Raw genomic sequence first — 17,043 nt, 5'->3', positions numbered from 1 at the left:
AAGAAAGCGCCGGAGGAAGTGAAATGCTCACCATTCGGGCGCTTTGCTAACTTTACTCCCTTTTCCTGCCGATAGGATTTTCTTATCACTTCGCAAAAATTTACCGTCGCGATACAAAAACCCTTATCAGAGCATAAAAACATTCAATGACTCCCCATCAGCTGAGCACGTTAACATTAGTGTCCATGTTGGTGCCGGCACGGCAAATTTGCTCACAACACGGGGAAGGTTGGCCTGGCACATATCTTGTCGGCAAGAGACTTCTGTCGAAAAAGGGGGAGCACGCATGGAACACAATGATTCTACCATTCTAAAAAAATCAATAGGAAGAAGGAGTTTCCTCAAAGGGTCGGCCGCAGCCGTCGCTGCAGCCGGACTTGGATCGGGGCTCGCGGGATGCAGTCCGCTAACAAAAGCCGACGACGCATCCTCCACCGAGGTAGATGCAGTAGAAGAAATCGTAAAACCTGGCGTTTGTCGAGGCGGCTGCGGTGCCGGCTGCCCCATGAATGTTCACGTCCGTGACGGCAAAGTCGTCAAGACATCTCGCATTCAATTGTCAGATCCTCATGTGACCCGCCTTTGCAACAAGGGACTCACCCACGCCTTGCGCGTTTACGCGGAAGATCGGCTCAAGCACCCCATGAAGCGCGCGGGAGAACGCGGCGAAGGCAAATGGGAGCAAATCAGCTGGGACGAAGCCTTGACCACCATTGCGGATAAGTGGAAAGAGGTCATGGAGAAGCACGGTCCGCTCTCGAATGCCTTCCTTGGAGGATCGGGCAACATTACCCCTGACTCCCAGTACGGAAAGCGACTGGCAGCCTATATGGGAGCCGTCACCCTCGACCCCGCTCAAGACCGCGTGTTTTACGCAGCGTTTCCTCCTATTGTGGGCGCCAGCAAAGGCCCAGGTGGAGGTGGCCGCAATGACGTATTCAATGCCGACAATATTTTCATCTGGGGATTCAATCCCACCGAGGGCGACAGCCAAACGGCTCACTACATGTTCCAAACAAAAACGCATCACGGTGCGAAGATCGTCGTCATCGACCCTACATTCACCATCGCGGCCTCGAAAGCCGACCTGTACGTTCCCATTCGCCCCGGCACCGACGGAGCACTGGCTCTCGGCATGTCGAACGTCTTAGTGAACGAAGGCTTGGCCAAAGAAGAGTTCATGAAGTCTGACACCGTGGCCCCCTGCTTGGTGAAAGATGAAAATGGAAAGTACTTCCGCTTAAGCGACCTTGGAAAAGCAGAAGCCGGCACGCCTGAGGATAAATGCGTCGTGCGTGCGGAAGACGGAACGCTGGGCGCTCTTGGCGATATCGAAAACCCCGTCCTGCACGGCACTTTCGAAATCGAAGGCGTCTCGGTTACCACTGCATACGATCTTCTCCTTGAACGAGTAGCTGAATGGCCACCCGAGAAAGCATCCGAGATCTGCGACATTCCCGTTGAAACAATCAGGGAGCTTGCCCATATCGCCCAGGATGGCCACAATTCCATCAATATGGGGCTTGGGCTCGACCACGTCACAAACGGCATGGCAACCTTCTCGGCCATTCTCTCCATGTGCATGCTCGCAGGCCAGTTCGGGCACCCCGGAAACAGCTCGAAGGGAACCTGGCGTGGCGAAATTGCGGTTGGATGGATGCCGTACACCGTATTCAAGCCAAAAGACGCACCGGGAAGCCCCGTTTTCTACTCTCCTGCTTTGCTCAATCTCATGGACACAAAGAAATACGGCAAGCAGGACATCAACATCAAGACGCTGTACATCTGGAACCACAATCTATTTGGAACTCAGGTTGGCGGCGTAAAGTGGCGCAAGTTCCTTGAAGATGTCGAACTTCTTGTTGTTGCAGACGTTGTCATGACCAGTACGGCAAACTACGCCGATATCGTACTGCCCATCTGCCATTACTTTGAATGCGAAAGCGCTCAAGGAGCAGACACGCGCTATATCTTCTACAATGCCAAGTCGGCCGAACCGCTCTACGAGTCAAAAGATGACTTCCAGGTCTTCAACGCGCTCTTTGAAAAAATGGGCTTCCAAGACAAAATGTTCAAAGATCGCGACGCTCTTTACAATGCGGTATTCGACAACCCGGCCGCCAAGGAAGCCAACATCACGTGGGATCGCGTAAAGAAAGAAGGGGCCGTATTGACCTTCGAGCCCGATGAACGGGTTATGGGAGGCGAAGGCACGTACAGCACGCCAACGGGCCGCCTGCAGTTCTACCAGGAAGCAATTCCGCTGGACACCGATTACGGGCAGACGATCGACATCATGAAAGAACGTCTCCCTTATTGGGAGCCTCCCATCGAAGCATGGAAAGACAACCCGCTCGCAGAAAACTACCCGCTCAATTTCACGTCCGAACGCAACAAATACAAGGTTCACACGCAGTATACCCGCGTACCGTGGCTACTGGAGTTCGAAGACGAGCCTTACGTACAAGTCAATCCGGCAACTTGCAAGGAGCGCGGGATTGCCGACGGCGACTACATTCGCATGTTCAACGATCGCGGCACCTGCACTCTCAAGGTTCGCTTCAACAATGGCATACGCCCCGGCATGGTGGTCATAGACCACGGGTGGGACCAAAACCAGTTTATCGAAGGATTCTATTGCGATCTGCTGGGCCACAACATAACGCCCGTTGTCGCAAACAGCTATTACTTTGACACGCTTATCGAAATCGAGAAGGCCAACGTATAGAAAGGAGGGCTATACATGCGTTACGGAATGGTAATTGATCTTCAGCTCTGCTTTGGCTGCACGGCATGCGCCATGGCCTGCAAGTCGAACAACAATCTGCCCAACAAAATGTGGTGGAATACCGTACACACCGACGGCGGAGACTACCCCGACACCGCAAAAGGCACCTACCCCAATGTGTCCATGGCTCATTACCCAGTTGGATGCCAGCACTGCGCCAGCCCTGCTTGCGCACAGGTTTGCCCCGTAGGAGCGACATGGAAAGACGAGGAAACGGGAATCGTCATGCAGGACCCCGAAAAATGCATCGGATGCCGTTCGTGCATGGCGGCATGTCCATATGACGTTCGCACCTTCAACGAGGACGAGCCCACTTACGTCGTCGATTTTCCGTTAGGTGATGCCGACGCACCAAAACACCTTGTCAATACCGTTGAAAAATGCACCTTCTGCGCCAACCGCATCGCACGAGGCGCCATGCCCGCCTGCATGGAGCATTGTCCGGGACGCGCGCGTTTTTGGGGTGATCTAGATGATCCCAACAGCGACGTATCGCGCCTTCTTTCCGATTCCGATCGAAAACCGATTCGCCTACTGGAAGACAAAGGCACCGAACCCTCCGTGTACTATTTGGCGTAAAGCAAGCGGCCTCTGCTGCACGCTCTTTCGCCGTTCGCAGCAGAGGCGCTAAACCAACCGCCATTCACCTGCAGGAGGGGCCGCGCATCCCTCCCTCCCATCTTCGCGGCCCCTCCTGCCTATCCCCAGTCGTCAAAAGGAACATCCGCATGAGCAGCAAAAAAAGCCCTCTTCCCGTAGAAGACCCCGCAAAGAACTTAAGTCTGGCATTCGCATTGGGATGCGCCGATTTTTTCCATCTTCTGTCTATGTTCTATCTCAATCCGACAAAAGAACTTGCCCGGGGCTTGCTTGACAAAAGCATCCAACACGACGTCGTCGCCATTTTCGAGGACACGGGAATCGACGAAACAAAGATCTTGTTCGAGCCGGTTATGGAACAGCATCTGCAAAGCACCAACGAAACAGCCCTATTCCAACAGATGCGACGAGATTATACGACCCTCTTCACTCACCCCAAAAAGCCGCTCATATCGCTATACGAAATGCAGTTTCGCGACCTGAGGGACAAAAACAACATGCCCACGGCCCTTTTCCTAAACCAAGCCGCGCTCCATTCCGAACAATGTTACCGAAAGGCCGGGCTCGCGCTATCCAACGAAACATCTCGAGAACCCGGAGATCACATTGCCATCGAAGCAGAATTCATGGCCTACCTATACACCCAACTGGCCGCCGCGCTTCACGAGAACGAAGGCTCTAGCGAAAAGCGATGGGAGATGGCGATCGAAGAATTCAAACCTCACCTTATTGGTTGGTGGTTCGACTTTTTCGATTCCTGTGCGCAATCGAATTGCGGTATTGTCTATCCTTGGCTTGGCCGCGCAGGCTCCGTCTTTTTGAAAAACTACCGCACTCGCACAACATAGCCTCAACCCCAACACACGACAAAGAAACCTTTGACGGGAGCTTCTCATGAGCCTTTTGCTTTCGCTTGCCATCGTTCCCTTAGTAGCTTATGCCATAAGAAAACCCCTTGGTAAACACCCTGCCGTATTCTACGCGCTCGCCCTCTTAGTTTGCGGCATCTCCCTCTGCGTCATTACCACCCCCGGCTCCGATCCCATTGTTCGCGTTATAGGAGACCTTTTTCAAAAAGGAAGACTCGCCTTTGCCCTGTTCGCCTTAGTCATGTTCATTGGGGTTGCAAAACCCCAATCGGCCCTACGCAACGCGTTCATGCCAATACGAGCAAATCTGTCGATTATTGCCAGCATCTTTATTGTTGTCCATGTCGTTGTATACGGAACAAACTACTCGACGTTCATCGGCACGCTTGCGGCACTTCGCCCCAATATTGTTTTCTCTCTTATCGCATCCCTCGTTTTAGTGGCGCTTCTCATCGCCCTGGCATCAACATCGTTCGAACACGTAAAAAAGAAGATGAGAGCATCCACCTGGAAAACCGTGCAAAAGACCGCATACGCCTTCTTCGCTGTAATCTTCGTCCACCTATCAGGCTACCTTTTATTTTCCGCTTTTCAGGGATCTGCAAAAGCACAGGTCAGTTATTCGATTTACCTGTTCGTCGCCGGGCTCTACCTGATCCTGCGCATACGAAGGGCACGCCTTGATAAGCTTGCTCCCGCCAATAGCAAAGAAAGCACCTGATACAGGTGACGACCCGCTTTCCGACCACTTTATCAACCCTATACATTGCGCCACAGCACTCATGAACCTCAAATTCCAACTAGAAATCGAAAAGGCGCTAAGGGATGTTCTAGCAAGCGTCAAATACCTGCCCGTAACACAGAGCAACACGAAAACAGGCCGCCAGGTTCTACCCTGACGGCCTGCATCTTCCGTGGAGCCAACGAGCGGATTCGAACCGCTGACCTACGCATTACGAGTGCGTTGCTCTACCAGCTGAGCCACGTTGGCATACGGCCTCTTGCGAAGCGCGAACATGAAGTATACAGAAAGCCCGCGCGCCCTGCAAGAGGGCTTTCGTGGATTTCTCGCAGGATTTTCACAACCTTTCTCACGTCAACGCCCCAAAACCGACGCCCGCGAAACGAAGCCTCAACAACTCCAAGGCCGACCGCCGTTCGTTGCTACCATCGTTGGAAACAGCCCGGAGGAGCGCCTATGAACGATTGCGTCAAGAAGCAGCCGTCGGACGGAAGCCATGCACAACGCCCGAAGCAACCAACTGCCAGCACGAGCGCAAAAGCCCGCGAATCGTCCCGCGCCCAAGAATCGACCTCGCAGATCCTTGTCGGGTACGCCTCCAAAACGCTTGCGGTTCCCGGCGCGGCCATGCGATCCATCACGAAACGACTTGCCACGTCCGAGCGCCTTGCCCAGGTCGTAAGCGACAACCTTGCCGCGCTTGAAACCACGCTCGACTACAATCGCGCCAACGGAATCAGGATCTTCCGCATAAGCTCGGACGTGATCCCCTTCGGATCCAGTCCCGTCAATCAACTCGATTGGCAAACCGCGTTCGCAAGCCAGCTGGCGCACCTGGGTGAAAAAGCACGGGCTTACGGCATCCGCCTGAGCATGCACCCCGGTCAATACACGGTCTTGAATTCGCCCGATCCCGACGTCGCGCAACGAGCCGCAGCAGACCTGGCGTATCACGACGCGTTCCTGACAGCCCTTGGAATGGACGGCACATGCAAGATAATCTTGCATGTAGGAGGCGCCTACGGCGACAAAAGAGCGGCTTTGGATCGATTCGCCTCCGCGTACCAAAAGCTCCCATCGACCATCAGGCAGCGCCTGGTGATCGAAAACGACGACCGCCTATTCACCGCGCTCGACGTGCTGCAACTCTGCCGCCGCATCGGCGCGCCCATGGTGTTCGACACCCTGCACCATCAGATCAACCACGAGCCCGGCGCACCCGACCAGTTGACGCTCATCGACAAGGCGGGCAGCACATGGACCGCCTCCGACGGGCGCCAGAAGATCCATTACTCGCAACAAGCCTTGGGGAAGCGGGCCGGAGCCCATACGGACACCATAGCCATAGACGAATTCCTGGAATTCCGAACGGCGCTCGGCGATCGCTGCCCCGACGTCATGCTGGAAGTCAAAGACAAGAACCTCTCGGCCGTCAAATGCCTGACCTGCCTTGACCCCAACGGCCCCATAACAAGGCTCGAGCAGGAATGGGCGCGCTACAAATACGTGGTGCTCGAACATGACCAGGCGTCCTACCAGCGCATTCGCACGCTTCTCAAAGACAAGCAAAGCCGTCCGGCCGTCCCGTTCTACCGGCTGGTGGAGCAATCCCTGGCAATTCCCGCCTCCACCGGATCGTTCGCCAATGCGGCGCAGCACGTCTGGGGCTACGTGTCGGATCTGTCCACCGACAAAGAGCGCGCTTCGTTCCTCGACGCAATGGAGCGGTTCCAGCGCGGCGAGGCAACGGCGGAATCGGTGAAGCGCAAGCTCCTCGGCCTTGCCCGGAAGTACGACCAGGCGTACCTGCTTGCATCGTACTACTTCGCACTCTGAAAACGGGGTTGCGCCAGGCCGGATCGGCATCCATGCCGAAGAGGGGAAACAACAGGCCGAAAGGAGACGATCTTCGTCACGCCGAACAATGCCGAACGATGACCCAACGGGAAGCGGCCCGACGAAGGCGCCCCCGGCGGACTGCTATACTGAGAGAACCTTCGCGACCCAACAGCATCGCAACGATGCAATCGCGCGAAAGAAAGGAGCCCCTTATGCTGTACGACAACGTCATGGTTCCCTTTGACGGCTCGGAATCAGCCGTAGCCGCATTGGCCGAAGCGGCGCGCTTCGCCAAGGAAGACCCCGGCCTCACCCTGCGCATCGTGCAGATCATCGACACGAACAAGCTGGTCATCAATAGGCTGGAAGCGCAAAACATCGTAGATTCCGCCGTCCCCGAAGGCATGCGCAAAGCCTTCGAAGAGGTCACGGCCGAAGCGAACAGGCACCTGCACCGCCAAATCGACGGCATGCTGGGCGGGCTGATGAACAAAATCGTCATCGAGCTTCTTGAAGAAACCCACCCTGGCTCGCAAATCGTATCGTACGCGGAAGAATGCAACTGCGACCTCATCGTCATGGGATCGCGCGGCCTTGGCGCGTTTCGCGGGATCCTGGGCAGCGTGAGCAGCCACGTCCTGCGCGAGGCCCCCATCCCCGTGCTGGTGGTCAAGGAATAGCGAAGCGCGCAGCGGCCGCGCGTTGATCGTTTGTTGGGATTCCCGTGCTATGCTTCGCCGCGTACATGCCCATCAAAGCGAAAGAACCGTATGAGCGCAGGACAGAAACCTACCGACGTCACCACCGTGCTTGTCGTGGACGACGAGCCCGACATCGTCGAACTATTGGAAGAATATCTGAGCGACCAGGGATTTCGCGTCCTCACCGCCAAAGACGGAGCAACGGCGCTCAAGCGGGCTCAGCAAAAGCCCGACCTCATCGTGCTTGACGTCGGCATGCCGGAAATGGACGGCTACACGGTATGCCGACGCATTCGCGAGCACCTGAGCTGCCCTATCCTGTTCCTGACGGCTCGCGTGGAAGACGTCGACGCTCTCGAAGGATTCGAGGCGGGTGCCGACGACTACGTGCTGAAGCCTTTCTCGCTGGCAGTGCTGGGCGCCCGTATCCGCGCGCACCTCAATCGGGAACAGCGACGCCAAACGAAAGCCGAAGTGCGTTTCGACGGCAACATCGTCATCGACTACAGCGCCCGCACCGTCAGCGTTGCGGGCAGCCCGGTCGAGTTGACGCGACGCGAGTTCGACATTGTTTCATTCCTTTCCAAACACCCTGGTCAAGTGTTTGAGCGCGATCGGATCCACGAACACGTCGGCGGCTGGGAGAACGAGAGCGACCCGTCGGTCGTCACCGAGCATATCCGACGCATCCGCAAGAAGCTGGCGAAGGCCGGAGCGGAAAACGACCCTGTTGAAACCGTGTGGGGAATGGGGTACCGATGGCGCGCGTAGGCCGGGCCGCAGACGCGGGCGGCGGCAACGACACGTCCACGGGTGCGGCCCGCCTCGTGCAACTGAGGGAACGCTGGCGCAACGCGTCGCTCAAGACGTCGTTCATGGTGTACATGCTGCTGTTCCTGATTGCGGCCCTCGTGCTGTCCCTAACAACGTCGGCGCTGTTCGTCGGCTTGCAAAACGAAGCGACCGCCGATGCCTACGAAGTATCGGGGCTCTACCTCTACGACAAGGAAACCGACTCCCTGGTGGCAGCGCGTTCGATCGAAGTAACGTCCGACAGCCGCCTGGCGTTCGTGCAAAGCGCGCGCCGCGGCATGCAGTCGATCGCACGGGCCGACCTGCCCGACAGCACCGCCGTAACGGACGCGAGCGACTACTCGTTCGTCTACGACTTCAACTACGAATCCAGCGGCGATCAGGAAGCGCTCGAGCCTGCCTTCGGCTCCGAAGCGACGCTCGCGAACCTACCCGCCTACGACGCATGGGCGCGCAAGCGGTTCGACGCCTGGCTGGCCGAGAACCCCGACAGTCCCTACGCCGCGCTCTTCCCCCTGGACACGGCTGAAGGCGCCGCAACGGAAGGACCCCTGACGTCGCCCATTGGCTACTACCTCAGCACGCCGGCATCGCCAAGCGCATGGGCCCTTTCCTCCCTGTTCGGGTTCTTGTCGTTTCTCATGTTCCCCTTGTGGTTCGGCGTGTGCATATTCGCCGCCGCACGACGCTTTTTTCGCATGCGGCTTGCTCCGGGCCTTGCCGTGCTCGATAGCGCGGCAGCCAAAATCGCCGATCAGGACCTCGATTTCACGGTGGCGCACGGCCGCGAAGACGAACTGGGAAGACTGGCTCAGTCGTTTGAAACCATGCGCGCTTCTCTGGCGGAATCGCAAAAAGCCCTGTGGCGCACAGCCGAGGAAAGAAAGCGCCTCAATGCGGCCTTCGCGCACGATCTGCGCACGCCGCTCACCATCTTGAAGGGAAAGATCGAGCTTTTGGACACGCGCATCAAAGCGGGAACGGCGTCTTCCGAGCAGCTGGAAGCCTCGACGGCGTCGCTTTCGGCCCAGGTTGAACGGCTCGAACGCTACGTCGCGGCCATGAGCAGCCTCCAGAAGCTGGAAGATCGCGAACCCGAACGGTCCGACGTCGCGTTCGGCCGCATAGCCGAACTGATCGAAGATGCCGGCAACGGCCTGGCTCGCTCGAACGAGGCACGCTTCTCCCTGTTCGTCAGTCAGCGATGCGCATGCGAGCAGCCTTCGATGCGCGTTGACGGCTCGCTCGTAAGCGAAGTGGCGGAGAATCTTCTGGCGAACGCCTTCCGTTACGCGTCGAAAACCGCGTCCGCGCGCTTGGACGTCCGGCCGACAGAGCACGAAGGCTGTGAAGAACTCGTGCTCATCGTGGACGACGACGGACCGGGCTTCTCATGCGCGGCCCTGAAGAACGGTTGCGCGCCGTTCTTCAGCGAGACTCCGTCGAAAGAGCGCTTTGGCCTGGGACTCAACATCAGCAGCCTGCTATGCGACAAGCACGGCGGATCGCTCACGCTCGAAAATCGCCCCGAAGGAGGCGCGCGGGTGACGGCGCGGTTCGCATGCCAGCCTTGAACTCGACCTATAGTTTACGCGGCGTTGATCGGGAGTAGATATTTGACTCGTAGCATTTGATGCAAGCTGATCGCATCATAGAAACGAGACTCCATGGACGACATCACCGCGCTGCATCGGACCATCGCGCCAAGCGCCTCATCGCAGCTTTCTCCCTGCGCCTCAGGCGCCGCTGCAGCTGCCGCGCGCGAGCGGCAGCTGCAGATGGCAAAGCGCACGGCGTTCATCGTTGCCCTGCTGGCCTTCTCCGCAGGCTTGATTGCGCTCTGCGTTCGCTTCGGCCCCGAAGCTTTGGCGTTCGTATCGGATACCGAGCGCTTCCGCGCATGGGTGGAAGGCATGGGAATCTGGGGGCGCGTCGCGTTCGTCGCAGCGAACGCCGCCCAGGTGGTACTGGCCTTCCTCCCCGGCGAGCCGCTTGAGCTGGCAGCCGGATACGCGTTCGGCACGGTCGAGGGCACCCTATGGTGCCTGGCGGCAAGCGCGATCGGCACCGGCCTTGCTCTGTTGCTCACCCGCACCTTCGGCATGCGCGTCGTGAGGCTGTTCTTTCCTCCCGAGAAAATTTCGGAAGTCAAATGGCTGCGCGACGCACGACGGTTCGAGCTGATCCTGTTTCTGGTGTTCTTGATTCCCGGAACCCCGAAAGACCTGCTCACGTACGTTGCCGGCCTAGGGACAAGCCCCGCTTGGCGCATCGTCGCCCTGACCACCGTGGGCCGCATCCCTTCCATCGTCTCCTCGACCCTTGTTGCAGGCGCCCTGGGCAGCGGCAACTACACCGCAGCAGCCATCGTTGCCGCCATCACCGTAGCGCTGGCGGGAGCAGGCGTGCTTGTCTACCGGCGTATGTCCCGTATTGAATCGCAATAGTGTATTTATTAAGAATAGTTATTGATAACTACCGATTCGTAACCTCTTTCTCCGACCCAAGAGCGTATGATGTGCGAAAGAACGTAACCGAAGCCGTCACCGACGAGCACGCCGCAACCGCAGCACCGCACCGGCCCAGCCCATCGGAACGACACAAGGAGAGAGAGGCCCCCTATGCCTAGTTTCGCGAATCCGTTTGCCGGCAACGTCGACCGCAAGATGACCAACGCCGAGCTCATGCAGGCGCTGCGCCTTGACATCGCAGGAGAGCTGGAAGCCATTTACCTGTACGAATCCCACTATCTGGCCACCGACGACCCCGCGGCAAAAGCCGTGTTGGCCGATATCCGCGATGAGGAAAAGGCGCACATGGGCGAACTCATCACGCTGATGCGCCACCTGGATCCCAAGGAAACCGAGTTCTTCCTGGACGGAGAGGGAGAAGTGCAGGAAATGCTGGAAGACCTGGGCATCAAGACCGACGGGCACATTGCGCCGGCGCCTGCCGAACCCGCAGCAGCCCCTACGGTGGGCGATCTTTCCTAACCTTGCCACCTGCGCGGAAGGGACCCGCCCTTCCGCCGACGGCCCGGCAAGACAGTCGGCTTCGCTTTCCGCCTTGTGCGCGGCCGCACGCTTTCCCAAATCGAAAGGAGTTCGATATGGATTACCTCGCTCGCGAATCGGCCGATCTTTCGGCTGAGCTTTGGAACCGAATCGACAACGCCGTCATAAGCACGGCGCGCCAGCAATTGACCGCACGGCGCTTCCTGAAAACCTACGGACCGCTCGGCCCCGGAGCAACTACCGTCGCCGTAGACAGCGTAGCCAAAGAAGAGGTGCTCGAAGACGGCATCGGCCGCATCGTTGGGCGCACGCAACTTGAGCTGCCCATGCTGTACGAAGACTTCACCCTGCTCGGGCGCGATCTTGAACTGGCCACCCAAACGGGCATGCCGCTTGATCTAGCTCCGGCCGTTACGGCAGCCAAGAAGGCTGCGCGGCGCGAGGACGGCCTGGTGCTGAACGGCAGCCAGCTGCTGGGGACCGAAGGCCTGCTCACCGCCAAGGGCGCGAACAAGATGAAGCGCGCCGATTGGAATAAGGGCGAGAACGGGTTTTCCGACGTAGCAGCCGCCGTCTCCCAGCTTGCCAAGACCGGGTACCTGGGCCGCTACGCGCTCGCCGTGGCACCGGATCTGTTCCTGGCCTTGCAGCGCCTCCAACCCAACACCGGTATGCTGGAGATCGACCGCATCAAGAAGCTGATCGGCGACAACGTCTACATGACCAGCGCAATCGACCAAGGCAAGGCCGTGCTGGTGTGCGCGGAGCCCGAGTACCTCGACTTGGCGCTCGGCCTTGATCTTTCGGTCGGGTACGCAGAGCTGACGGATTTCAACCATCACTTCCGTATCATGGAAACAGCCGCGCTGCGCATCAAAGACCCCGCGGCAATCGTCGTGTTCGAGTAAACGCGAAACGGCCCGCACGCTTCACAAGGTGCGGGCCGTTTCTTTTCGAGCGGCACAAGCCGCCGAAACTACGGAGCAGGGCGCGTAAGGGAGGGGTCTGCGCGCTCTGGAAACCGAAATGCTACGCGTCGATCGCCGCAGCGGCGTACTGGCCAGCCAAGCGGCCGCCGCAGTACGCGCACATGAGGGAGTAGCCCTCGTAGTCGGTGTACGGCGCGCTCATGAGCGTACCGTTGTCGGCGCCCGCCACGTACAGACCGGGGATGGCCGCGCCTTCGGCGTCGATAGCCTGCAAGCGGTCGTTCGTGCGGATGCCGCCGATGGTCACCCAAGCGCTGGGCTCGTACTGCATGGCGTAGAACGGACCGGCGGCCACCGGCTGAAGGAAGCAAGCCGGCTTGTAGAACTGGTCGTCCTTGCCTGCAGCGCACGCAGCGTTGTAGGCTTCAACGGTCTTCGTCAAATCAGGGGCGTCAATGGCCTCTGTCAGCGCCTCGATCGAATCCGCCTTGAAGGCCCAGCCCGCGTCAACGGCGGCGTCGAAGTTCGCCTGAACGTTCTCGAGCGCCTTGCCCTTGAGGGTCATCATGCCGGTGCGCCAGTTCTCGGCGTCGGAGCCGCACAACGTCCACGCATCGGTGCCCGCGTTCAAGCCGTCGACGTACGTCTGGTCGACCACCGCGTAGTACTTCCCGCCCACCAGCGAGATGGCTCCGCCCAGCGCCAGCGGAAGGTTCGCGAACTTGCCCTCGTTGCTGAAGCGACGGCCCTGGTTGTTCACCAACAGCGTGCCGTAAATGCCCACCGTGAACGCTGCGTTCTTGCGATCGTACAGGCCGTCGGCCTTCTGGTTGGAGCCGGCGAACTCGTTGCCTGCGATACCCCACTGCGTGGACACCTGGCCGCCCGCAGCCTGCACCATGTCGATGCCCTCGCCCACGGACAGGATGTTGCCCAGCGGGTTCACGAACGTGCCGAACTTCTCCAGCATCATGTCGGCGCTGCCCAAGAAGCCGCCGGTAGCCACGATGACCTGCTTGGCCTTCACGTCGATGACGCCTTCGCCTTCGCACTGCACGCCGACGCATGCGCCGTTTTCCATGATGAGGCGCTTGCCGGCAGTGTTGAACAGGAACTCGCCGCCTTCGGACTCAACGAATTCCTGAAGCGGTTTCATGCGCGCCTCGCCCTTGGTCTGCGTCTTCGAGTCCTTGGGATCGGACTGGAAGTTGGCGCGCACCGAAGCATGACCGGCACCGTAGTTGTCGGGGCGCAAGCCGGTGGGCACGCCGAAGTCGCTGGTGAACTGGTCGATGGTCTCGCCGGAGATTTCCACGGCGGCCTTGATGGCGGCCGCGTTCGTGGACCAGTGACCGTATTCCATGATGTGCTTGAACGCCTCTTCAACCGTGAAGTCGATGCCGGCTTCCTGCTGCAGCTTCGAGCCGACGGTGAACGGCCCGCCGGCCAGCGAACCGTTCGCCACGCCCACGTTCGCGCCCTTTTCGATAACAACGACGCTCTTGCCGGCGCGCACGGCCTCAACCGCAGCCCACATGCCGGCTCCGCCCGCGCCAACTACGGCGATGTCGCACTCTTTCGTCTGGTCGGCCGTCTTCATAGCGGCGTCGTCGCCCTTTGCGGACTCCGACTTCGATTCGCTCGACGCCTGCGGGGCGCAACCGGCCAGAGCGGCGGCTCCGCCCAGTGCAGCCACGCCTCCCAACGTCAGAAAGCTGCGGCGCGACAGGCCTTTGGTAATCTCGCTCATAAGAACTCCCTCCGAAGAATTCACGTGTCCGTCAGCTTGAGCGCTGCGTCGGTGCCGCATGCCAAGCTGATCGGCTGCCCTCTCTGGGCTCTTGGGCCATCATGCGTTCAACCTTGGGTTTTGTCGCGGGTGAACCGTCCAGCAAGGGGGTGAATCCAAGCTCACCCCTGCACTCACCCCCTCCCGAAGCACGGCACGCATGCATGCATGCGACTGCCGCAAAGACGCGCTCGACGCATGGTTTGACCAAGCGCTCAGCAAAAGCCCTTGCCAGATACCCAGCATCTGCGGCAGCGTGCAGCGCGCCCGCATCCTCACGATGCGGGCGCGTCTCTTCGTAACGCCACGCACCCGGCCTGGTACAATATGGCAACCACAAGGAGGAGCCGTGAAACCAAGTGATGTCGTACGAGCCATCGTTCCCGAAGATCAGGCAGAAGAGGAAGATTCTTTTGCTGCACTGCTGTTCCCCCTGCGATTTTTGGGCATGGGGTTGCTTGTCGCATGGCTATGCTGCACGCATGTAACCTTCATTTTTCCTGGCTTCGGATTTCCCGACACGTCTCTTGCGGCCATCAATTACGGGATGCGCGTAGGCGACGTTGGCACGTTTTTGGCGCTCGCCCTTTTTTCAAACCGCATCGGTCGCCTCAGCAGTCATAAAAAAGCAAGCGCTGCATTCGTAATCATCACGGCAGCAGGGACGGCGCTTCAGGGACTGGTCTTGTTCCCCGCAGGAAGCGCAGCGGCAATTCTGTTTGCCGTATCGGCCGTAACGGCTATCGGAGGCGCCTTTCTCTTTTGTCTTTGGGCTGAAGCGTACAGTCAAATGGGAACTACGCGCACGCTCATGTACGGCGCAGGCTCGTGCATCACCGCCGCCGTAGTTTCGTTCGCAGTCAGCACCATGCAGGAACCGTACGCTATCGCCGCAACGGCGCTGCTTCCCTTGGCGTCGTTGGCATGCGCCCTGCTGAGCTTGCGCATCCTTCCAACGGAACCTGCCCGCTCGGCGAACACGCGCTACCCCCTTCCCTGGAAGCTGCTGGGCATCATGACGGCCGCCGGACTTCTTTCCGGCACCGCAGGATCGGTCATCCCCGATGCCACCTGGATGGGAGCCATTCACCGCGTGGTGGCGACCGGACTCGCAGGTATCGTGATCATCGTGATGGCGCTCACGCTGAAAGATCGCATCGACGTGCGGTTCCTTGCAAAGGTTGGCCTGCCCCTTTCCATCATCGCACTGGCGGCGATTCCCTTCGCCGATCCGCAATGGGGATTCGCCGTCTCGTTTTCCCTCAAGCTGGCATACGTGTGGTTCACCATGTTCGTACTGCTCATGCTGGCAAACATCGCGTTTCGCTTCGAGGTTCCCACCCTACGGCTCTTCGCCCTTGCCCGCGCGTTGAGCGAGTTGGGAATTTTCGCAGGAATCGGCATCCGCCAATGCCTGCTGCAGAACAGCCTGTTTTTCAACGAGGCGTTCCTCGTTGGATTGGCGCTGGGCGGCATCGTGCTGGTTTTAGTATGCGCACTGGTCTGGACCAGCGAAAAGTCCGTGAACGGAGACTGGGGCGCATCGGGAATAACCCTTGACGGACAGCTGCATGTACCCGGTCCGCGCGAACGGTTCATGGCGCGATGCGAGTCGCTAGCGGAACGATACGGCCTCACGGCCCGAGAAACCGAGATCATGGGGCTCATCGCCCAGCGAAAAAGCCGCGCCGAAATCGAGCAGCAGCTGTTCCTTTCCGAGAACACGGTGAAGACCCATGTTCGTCACCTGTACGCCAAGCTCGGCGCGCACTCGAAAGCCGACGTCATAGCCTTGTTCGAGGAGTAGTGGGCAACAAGACCGCACCGGCGGCCAACGGGAGGGCGCCGGCGAACGCCAGCCCGCGCGCCGCGTGGCGCGCGGCGCCGAAACCCATGGGCCCGCTGTCAAAACGGACGAGTTTGGGGGTGCGGCAGGATTCTTGGACTGCTCAGGCTGCCAGCCCGAGCCTTTTGCGGCGATCGCGGATGGTCTCGTAGGATGCTCTTCCGCCATCTGACTTGAACGCCTTGAGACGGCCGTCATTGTACCACCGCATGTACCTCTCCACGGCTTCGGACAGCTCGGCCACCGAAGCCCCCGCCCGAACGAGCGAATGGAAGAGCTCCACCTTCGCCCGGCCGAAGAAGCCCTCGCACGCCGCGTTGTCGGGGCTGTGCCCCTTGCGCGACATCGAGCGCACGAGCCCCGCCTCCTCGCACAGCGCGATCCACCCCTTCCAGCGGTAGTGCGCGCCGCGGTCGGAGTGGACGATCGGGCGCCGGCCCTCCTCGAGCGTCGCGATCGCGTCGCGGAGCGTGGAGTCCGCGAGCTCCGCGTTCGGGCTCGTCGACGCCCGCCAGGCGACGGCCTTGCCGTCGAAGCAGTCGACGATGACGGACAGGTAGAGCTTGCCGTCGCGGCCCTTCATCTCGGTGATGTCGGTGAGCCACACCTCGTCGGGCGCGCCCGCCGAGAAGTCGTGGCGCCCGCGGCTTCCGACGAGCAGGTTGTCCGGGGCGTCCGAGATCTCGCCCTTGTAGGAGCTCCACTTCCTCTCCGACCTCGAGCAGCGGGCGACGAGGCCGAGCCTGGCCATCGCCTCGCGCACCTTGCGCTCGGGGGCGCGCACGCCCTCGCCCTCGAGCTCCGCTTTGAGGCGCCGGTAGCCGTAGATCCCCCCGTTCCTCGAGAACGCCTCGACCACGGCCTCGTCGAAGTCCTCGTCCGGCATGCCGGACGGGCTATCGAGCCTCGCCCGGTGGTAGTGGTAGGTGCTCTTCGAGATGCCCAAGAACGTCAAGATCCGGGCCAGGGAGCACCCGGAGTCCCGTCTCAGCTTCTCTCCTAACCCGACGAGCCGCCTCTTCGAGAGGCTCTCCGGGCCTGCGGCTTTTGGGTCGCGCATCAGCTCCTTGTACGCCGCGACCTCGAGAAGCGCCTCCTCCAGGTCGGCCCGGA

Annotated in this window: 14 protein-coding genes and 1 tRNA gene; 12 read left to right on the top strand and 3 right to left on the bottom strand. The window is 59.7% G+C overall.

The genetic code is table 11. The annotated features are described in order from the left end of the window. The first annotated feature begins 286 nt into the window (after window positions 1-286). The 4 genes from DMP08_RS11060 to DMP08_RS11045 all read left to right on the top strand — a co-directional run bounded on the left by DMP08_RS11060 (window position 287) and on the right by DMP08_RS11045 (window position 4,978). Window positions 287-2,728 (top strand): molybdopterin-containing oxidoreductase family protein, encoded by a 2,442-nt coding sequence (locus tag DMP08_RS11060; protein ID WP_123192945.1) that lies wholly within the window; start codon window positions 287-289, stop codon window positions 2,726-2,728. A 15-nt stretch (window positions 2,729-2,743) separates the two neighbouring features. After that, a complete protein-coding gene (locus DMP08_RS11055; protein WP_123192944.1) occupies window positions 2,744-3,367 on the top strand; it encodes a 4Fe-4S dicluster domain-containing protein in 624 nt (207 codons plus the stop codon). A 149-nt stretch (window positions 3,368-3,516) separates the two neighbouring features. Continuing rightward, window positions 3,517-4,236 (top strand): TorD/DmsD family molecular chaperone, encoded by a 720-nt coding sequence (locus DMP08_RS11050; protein ID WP_123192943.1) that lies wholly within the window; start codon window positions 3,517-3,519, stop codon window positions 4,234-4,236. A 46-nt stretch (window positions 4,237-4,282) separates the two neighbouring features. Further along, window positions 4,283-4,978 carry a hypothetical protein gene (locus tag DMP08_RS11045; protein ID WP_123192942.1) on the top strand — a complete coding sequence of 232 codons (696 nt, stop codon included), beginning with the start codon at window positions 4,283-4,285 and terminating at the stop codon, window positions 4,976-4,978. Window positions 4,979-5,172: 194 nt separating this feature from the next. On the opposite strand, the gene DMP08_RS11040 is transcribed toward DMP08_RS11045, so the two are convergent. Continuing rightward, window positions 5,173-5,248, bottom strand: a tRNA-Thr gene (locus DMP08_RS11040). A 207-nt stretch (window positions 5,249-5,455) separates the two neighbouring features. Between DMP08_RS11040 and uvsE the strand changes: the two genes are divergently transcribed. The 7 genes from uvsE (at window position 5,456) to DMP08_RS11005 (ending at window position 12,274) form a co-directional block, all read left to right on the top strand. Further along, window positions 5,456-6,835, top strand: coding sequence for a UV DNA damage repair endonuclease UvsE (uvsE, locus tag DMP08_RS11035; RefSeq protein ID WP_123192941.1), 1,380 nt, complete (start codon window positions 5,456-5,458; stop codon window positions 6,833-6,835). Between the two features lie 215 nt (window positions 6,836-7,050). Further along, the gene (locus DMP08_RS11030; protein WP_123192940.1) at window positions 7,051-7,518 is read left to right on the top strand and encodes a universal stress protein; all 468 of its coding nucleotides are present in this window, start codon (window positions 7,051-7,053) and stop codon (window positions 7,516-7,518) included. A gap of 90 nt (window positions 7,519-7,608) precedes the next feature. Beyond that, window positions 7,609-8,310, top strand: a complete 702-nt coding sequence (locus DMP08_RS11025) for a response regulator transcription factor (RefSeq protein ID WP_123192939.1) — start codon at window positions 7,609-7,611, stop codon at window positions 8,308-8,310. Beyond that, a complete protein-coding gene (locus DMP08_RS11020) occupies window positions 8,298-9,926 on the top strand; it encodes a sensor histidine kinase (RefSeq protein WP_123192938.1) in 1,629 nt (542 codons plus the stop codon). The genes DMP08_RS11025 and DMP08_RS11020 overlap by 13 nt, the downstream gene beginning before the upstream one ends. 93 nt (window positions 9,927-10,019) lie before the next feature. Further along, window positions 10,020-10,799: a TVP38/TMEM64 family protein gene (locus DMP08_RS11015; RefSeq protein WP_123192937.1), complete on the top strand. Its 780-nt coding sequence runs from the start codon at window positions 10,020-10,022 to the stop codon at window positions 10,797-10,799. A 174-nt stretch (window positions 10,800-10,973) separates the two neighbouring features. After that, window positions 10,974-11,345 carry a demethoxyubiquinone hydroxylase family protein gene (locus DMP08_RS11010; protein WP_123192936.1) on the top strand — a complete coding sequence of 124 codons (372 nt, stop codon included), beginning with the start codon at window positions 10,974-10,976 and terminating at the stop codon, window positions 11,343-11,345. A 116-nt stretch (window positions 11,346-11,461) separates the two neighbouring features. Next, window positions 11,462-12,274: a family 1 encapsulin nanocompartment shell protein gene (locus tag DMP08_RS11005; RefSeq protein WP_123192935.1), complete on the top strand. Its 813-nt coding sequence runs from the start codon at window positions 11,462-11,464 to the stop codon at window positions 12,272-12,274. A gap of 121 nt (window positions 12,275-12,395) precedes the next feature. Here DMP08_RS11005 and DMP08_RS11000 read toward each other — a convergent pair whose 3' ends face one another. Then, window positions 12,396-14,045 carry an FAD-dependent oxidoreductase gene (locus tag DMP08_RS11000; protein WP_123192934.1) on the bottom strand — a complete coding sequence of 550 codons (1,650 nt, stop codon included), beginning with the start codon at window positions 14,043-14,045 and terminating at the stop codon, window positions 12,396-12,398. A gap of 388 nt (window positions 14,046-14,433) precedes the next feature. Between DMP08_RS11000 and DMP08_RS10995 the strand changes: the two genes are divergently transcribed. Beyond that, window positions 14,434-15,891, top strand: a complete 1,458-nt coding sequence (locus DMP08_RS10995; protein WP_123192933.1) for a helix-turn-helix transcriptional regulator — start codon at window positions 14,434-14,436, stop codon at window positions 15,889-15,891. 142 nt (window positions 15,892-16,033) lie between these two features. Here the strand turns inward: DMP08_RS10995 and DMP08_RS10990 are convergent. Beyond that, window positions 16,034-17,043: IS3 family transposase (locus DMP08_RS10990; RefSeq protein WP_123192932.1), on the bottom strand; the 1,010-nt coding region annotated here is incomplete at its 5' end.

Origin of the sequence: Paraeggerthella hongkongensis, assembly GCF_003726035.1 — a bacterium.
Taxonomy (GTDB): Bacteria; Actinomycetota; Coriobacteriia; order Coriobacteriales; family Eggerthellaceae; genus Paraeggerthella; species Paraeggerthella hongkongensis.
Note: the sequence above shows the minus strand (reverse complement) of the source record. Positions and strands in the feature narration are given on the sequence as shown.

Coding starts and splice junctions, on each gene's coding strand:
- DMP08_RS11060 (WP_123192945.1), top strand. CDS start 287: ATGGAACACAATGATTCTACCATTCTAAAAAAATCAATAGGAAGAAGG.
- DMP08_RS11055 (WP_123192944.1), top strand. CDS start 2,744: ATGCGTTACGGAATGGTAATTGATCTTCAGCTCTGCTTTGGCTGCACG.
- DMP08_RS11050 (WP_123192943.1), top strand. CDS start 3,517: ATGAGCAGCAAAAAAAGCCCTCTTCCCGTAGAAGACCCCGCAAAGAAC.
- DMP08_RS11045 (WP_123192942.1), top strand. CDS start 4,283: ATGAGCCTTTTGCTTTCGCTTGCCATCGTTCCCTTAGTAGCTTATGCC.
- uvsE (WP_123192941.1), top strand. CDS start 5,456: ATGAACGATTGCGTCAAGAAGCAGCCGTCGGACGGAAGCCATGCACAA.
- DMP08_RS11030 (WP_123192940.1), top strand. CDS start 7,051: ATGCTGTACGACAACGTCATGGTTCCCTTTGACGGCTCGGAATCAGCC.
- DMP08_RS11025 (WP_123192939.1), top strand. CDS start 7,609: ATGAGCGCAGGACAGAAACCTACCGACGTCACCACCGTGCTTGTCGTG.
- DMP08_RS11020 (WP_123192938.1), top strand. CDS start 8,298: ATGGCGCGCGTAGGCCGGGCCGCAGACGCGGGCGGCGGCAACGACACG.
- DMP08_RS11015 (WP_123192937.1), top strand. CDS start 10,020: ATGGACGACATCACCGCGCTGCATCGGACCATCGCGCCAAGCGCCTCA.
- DMP08_RS11010 (WP_123192936.1), top strand. CDS start 10,974: ATGCCTAGTTTCGCGAATCCGTTTGCCGGCAACGTCGACCGCAAGATG.
- DMP08_RS11005 (WP_123192935.1), top strand. CDS start 11,462: ATGGATTACCTCGCTCGCGAATCGGCCGATCTTTCGGCTGAGCTTTGG.
- DMP08_RS11000 (WP_123192934.1), bottom strand. CDS start 14,045: ATGAGCGAGATTACCAAAGGCCTGTCGCGCCGCAGCTTTCTGACGTTG.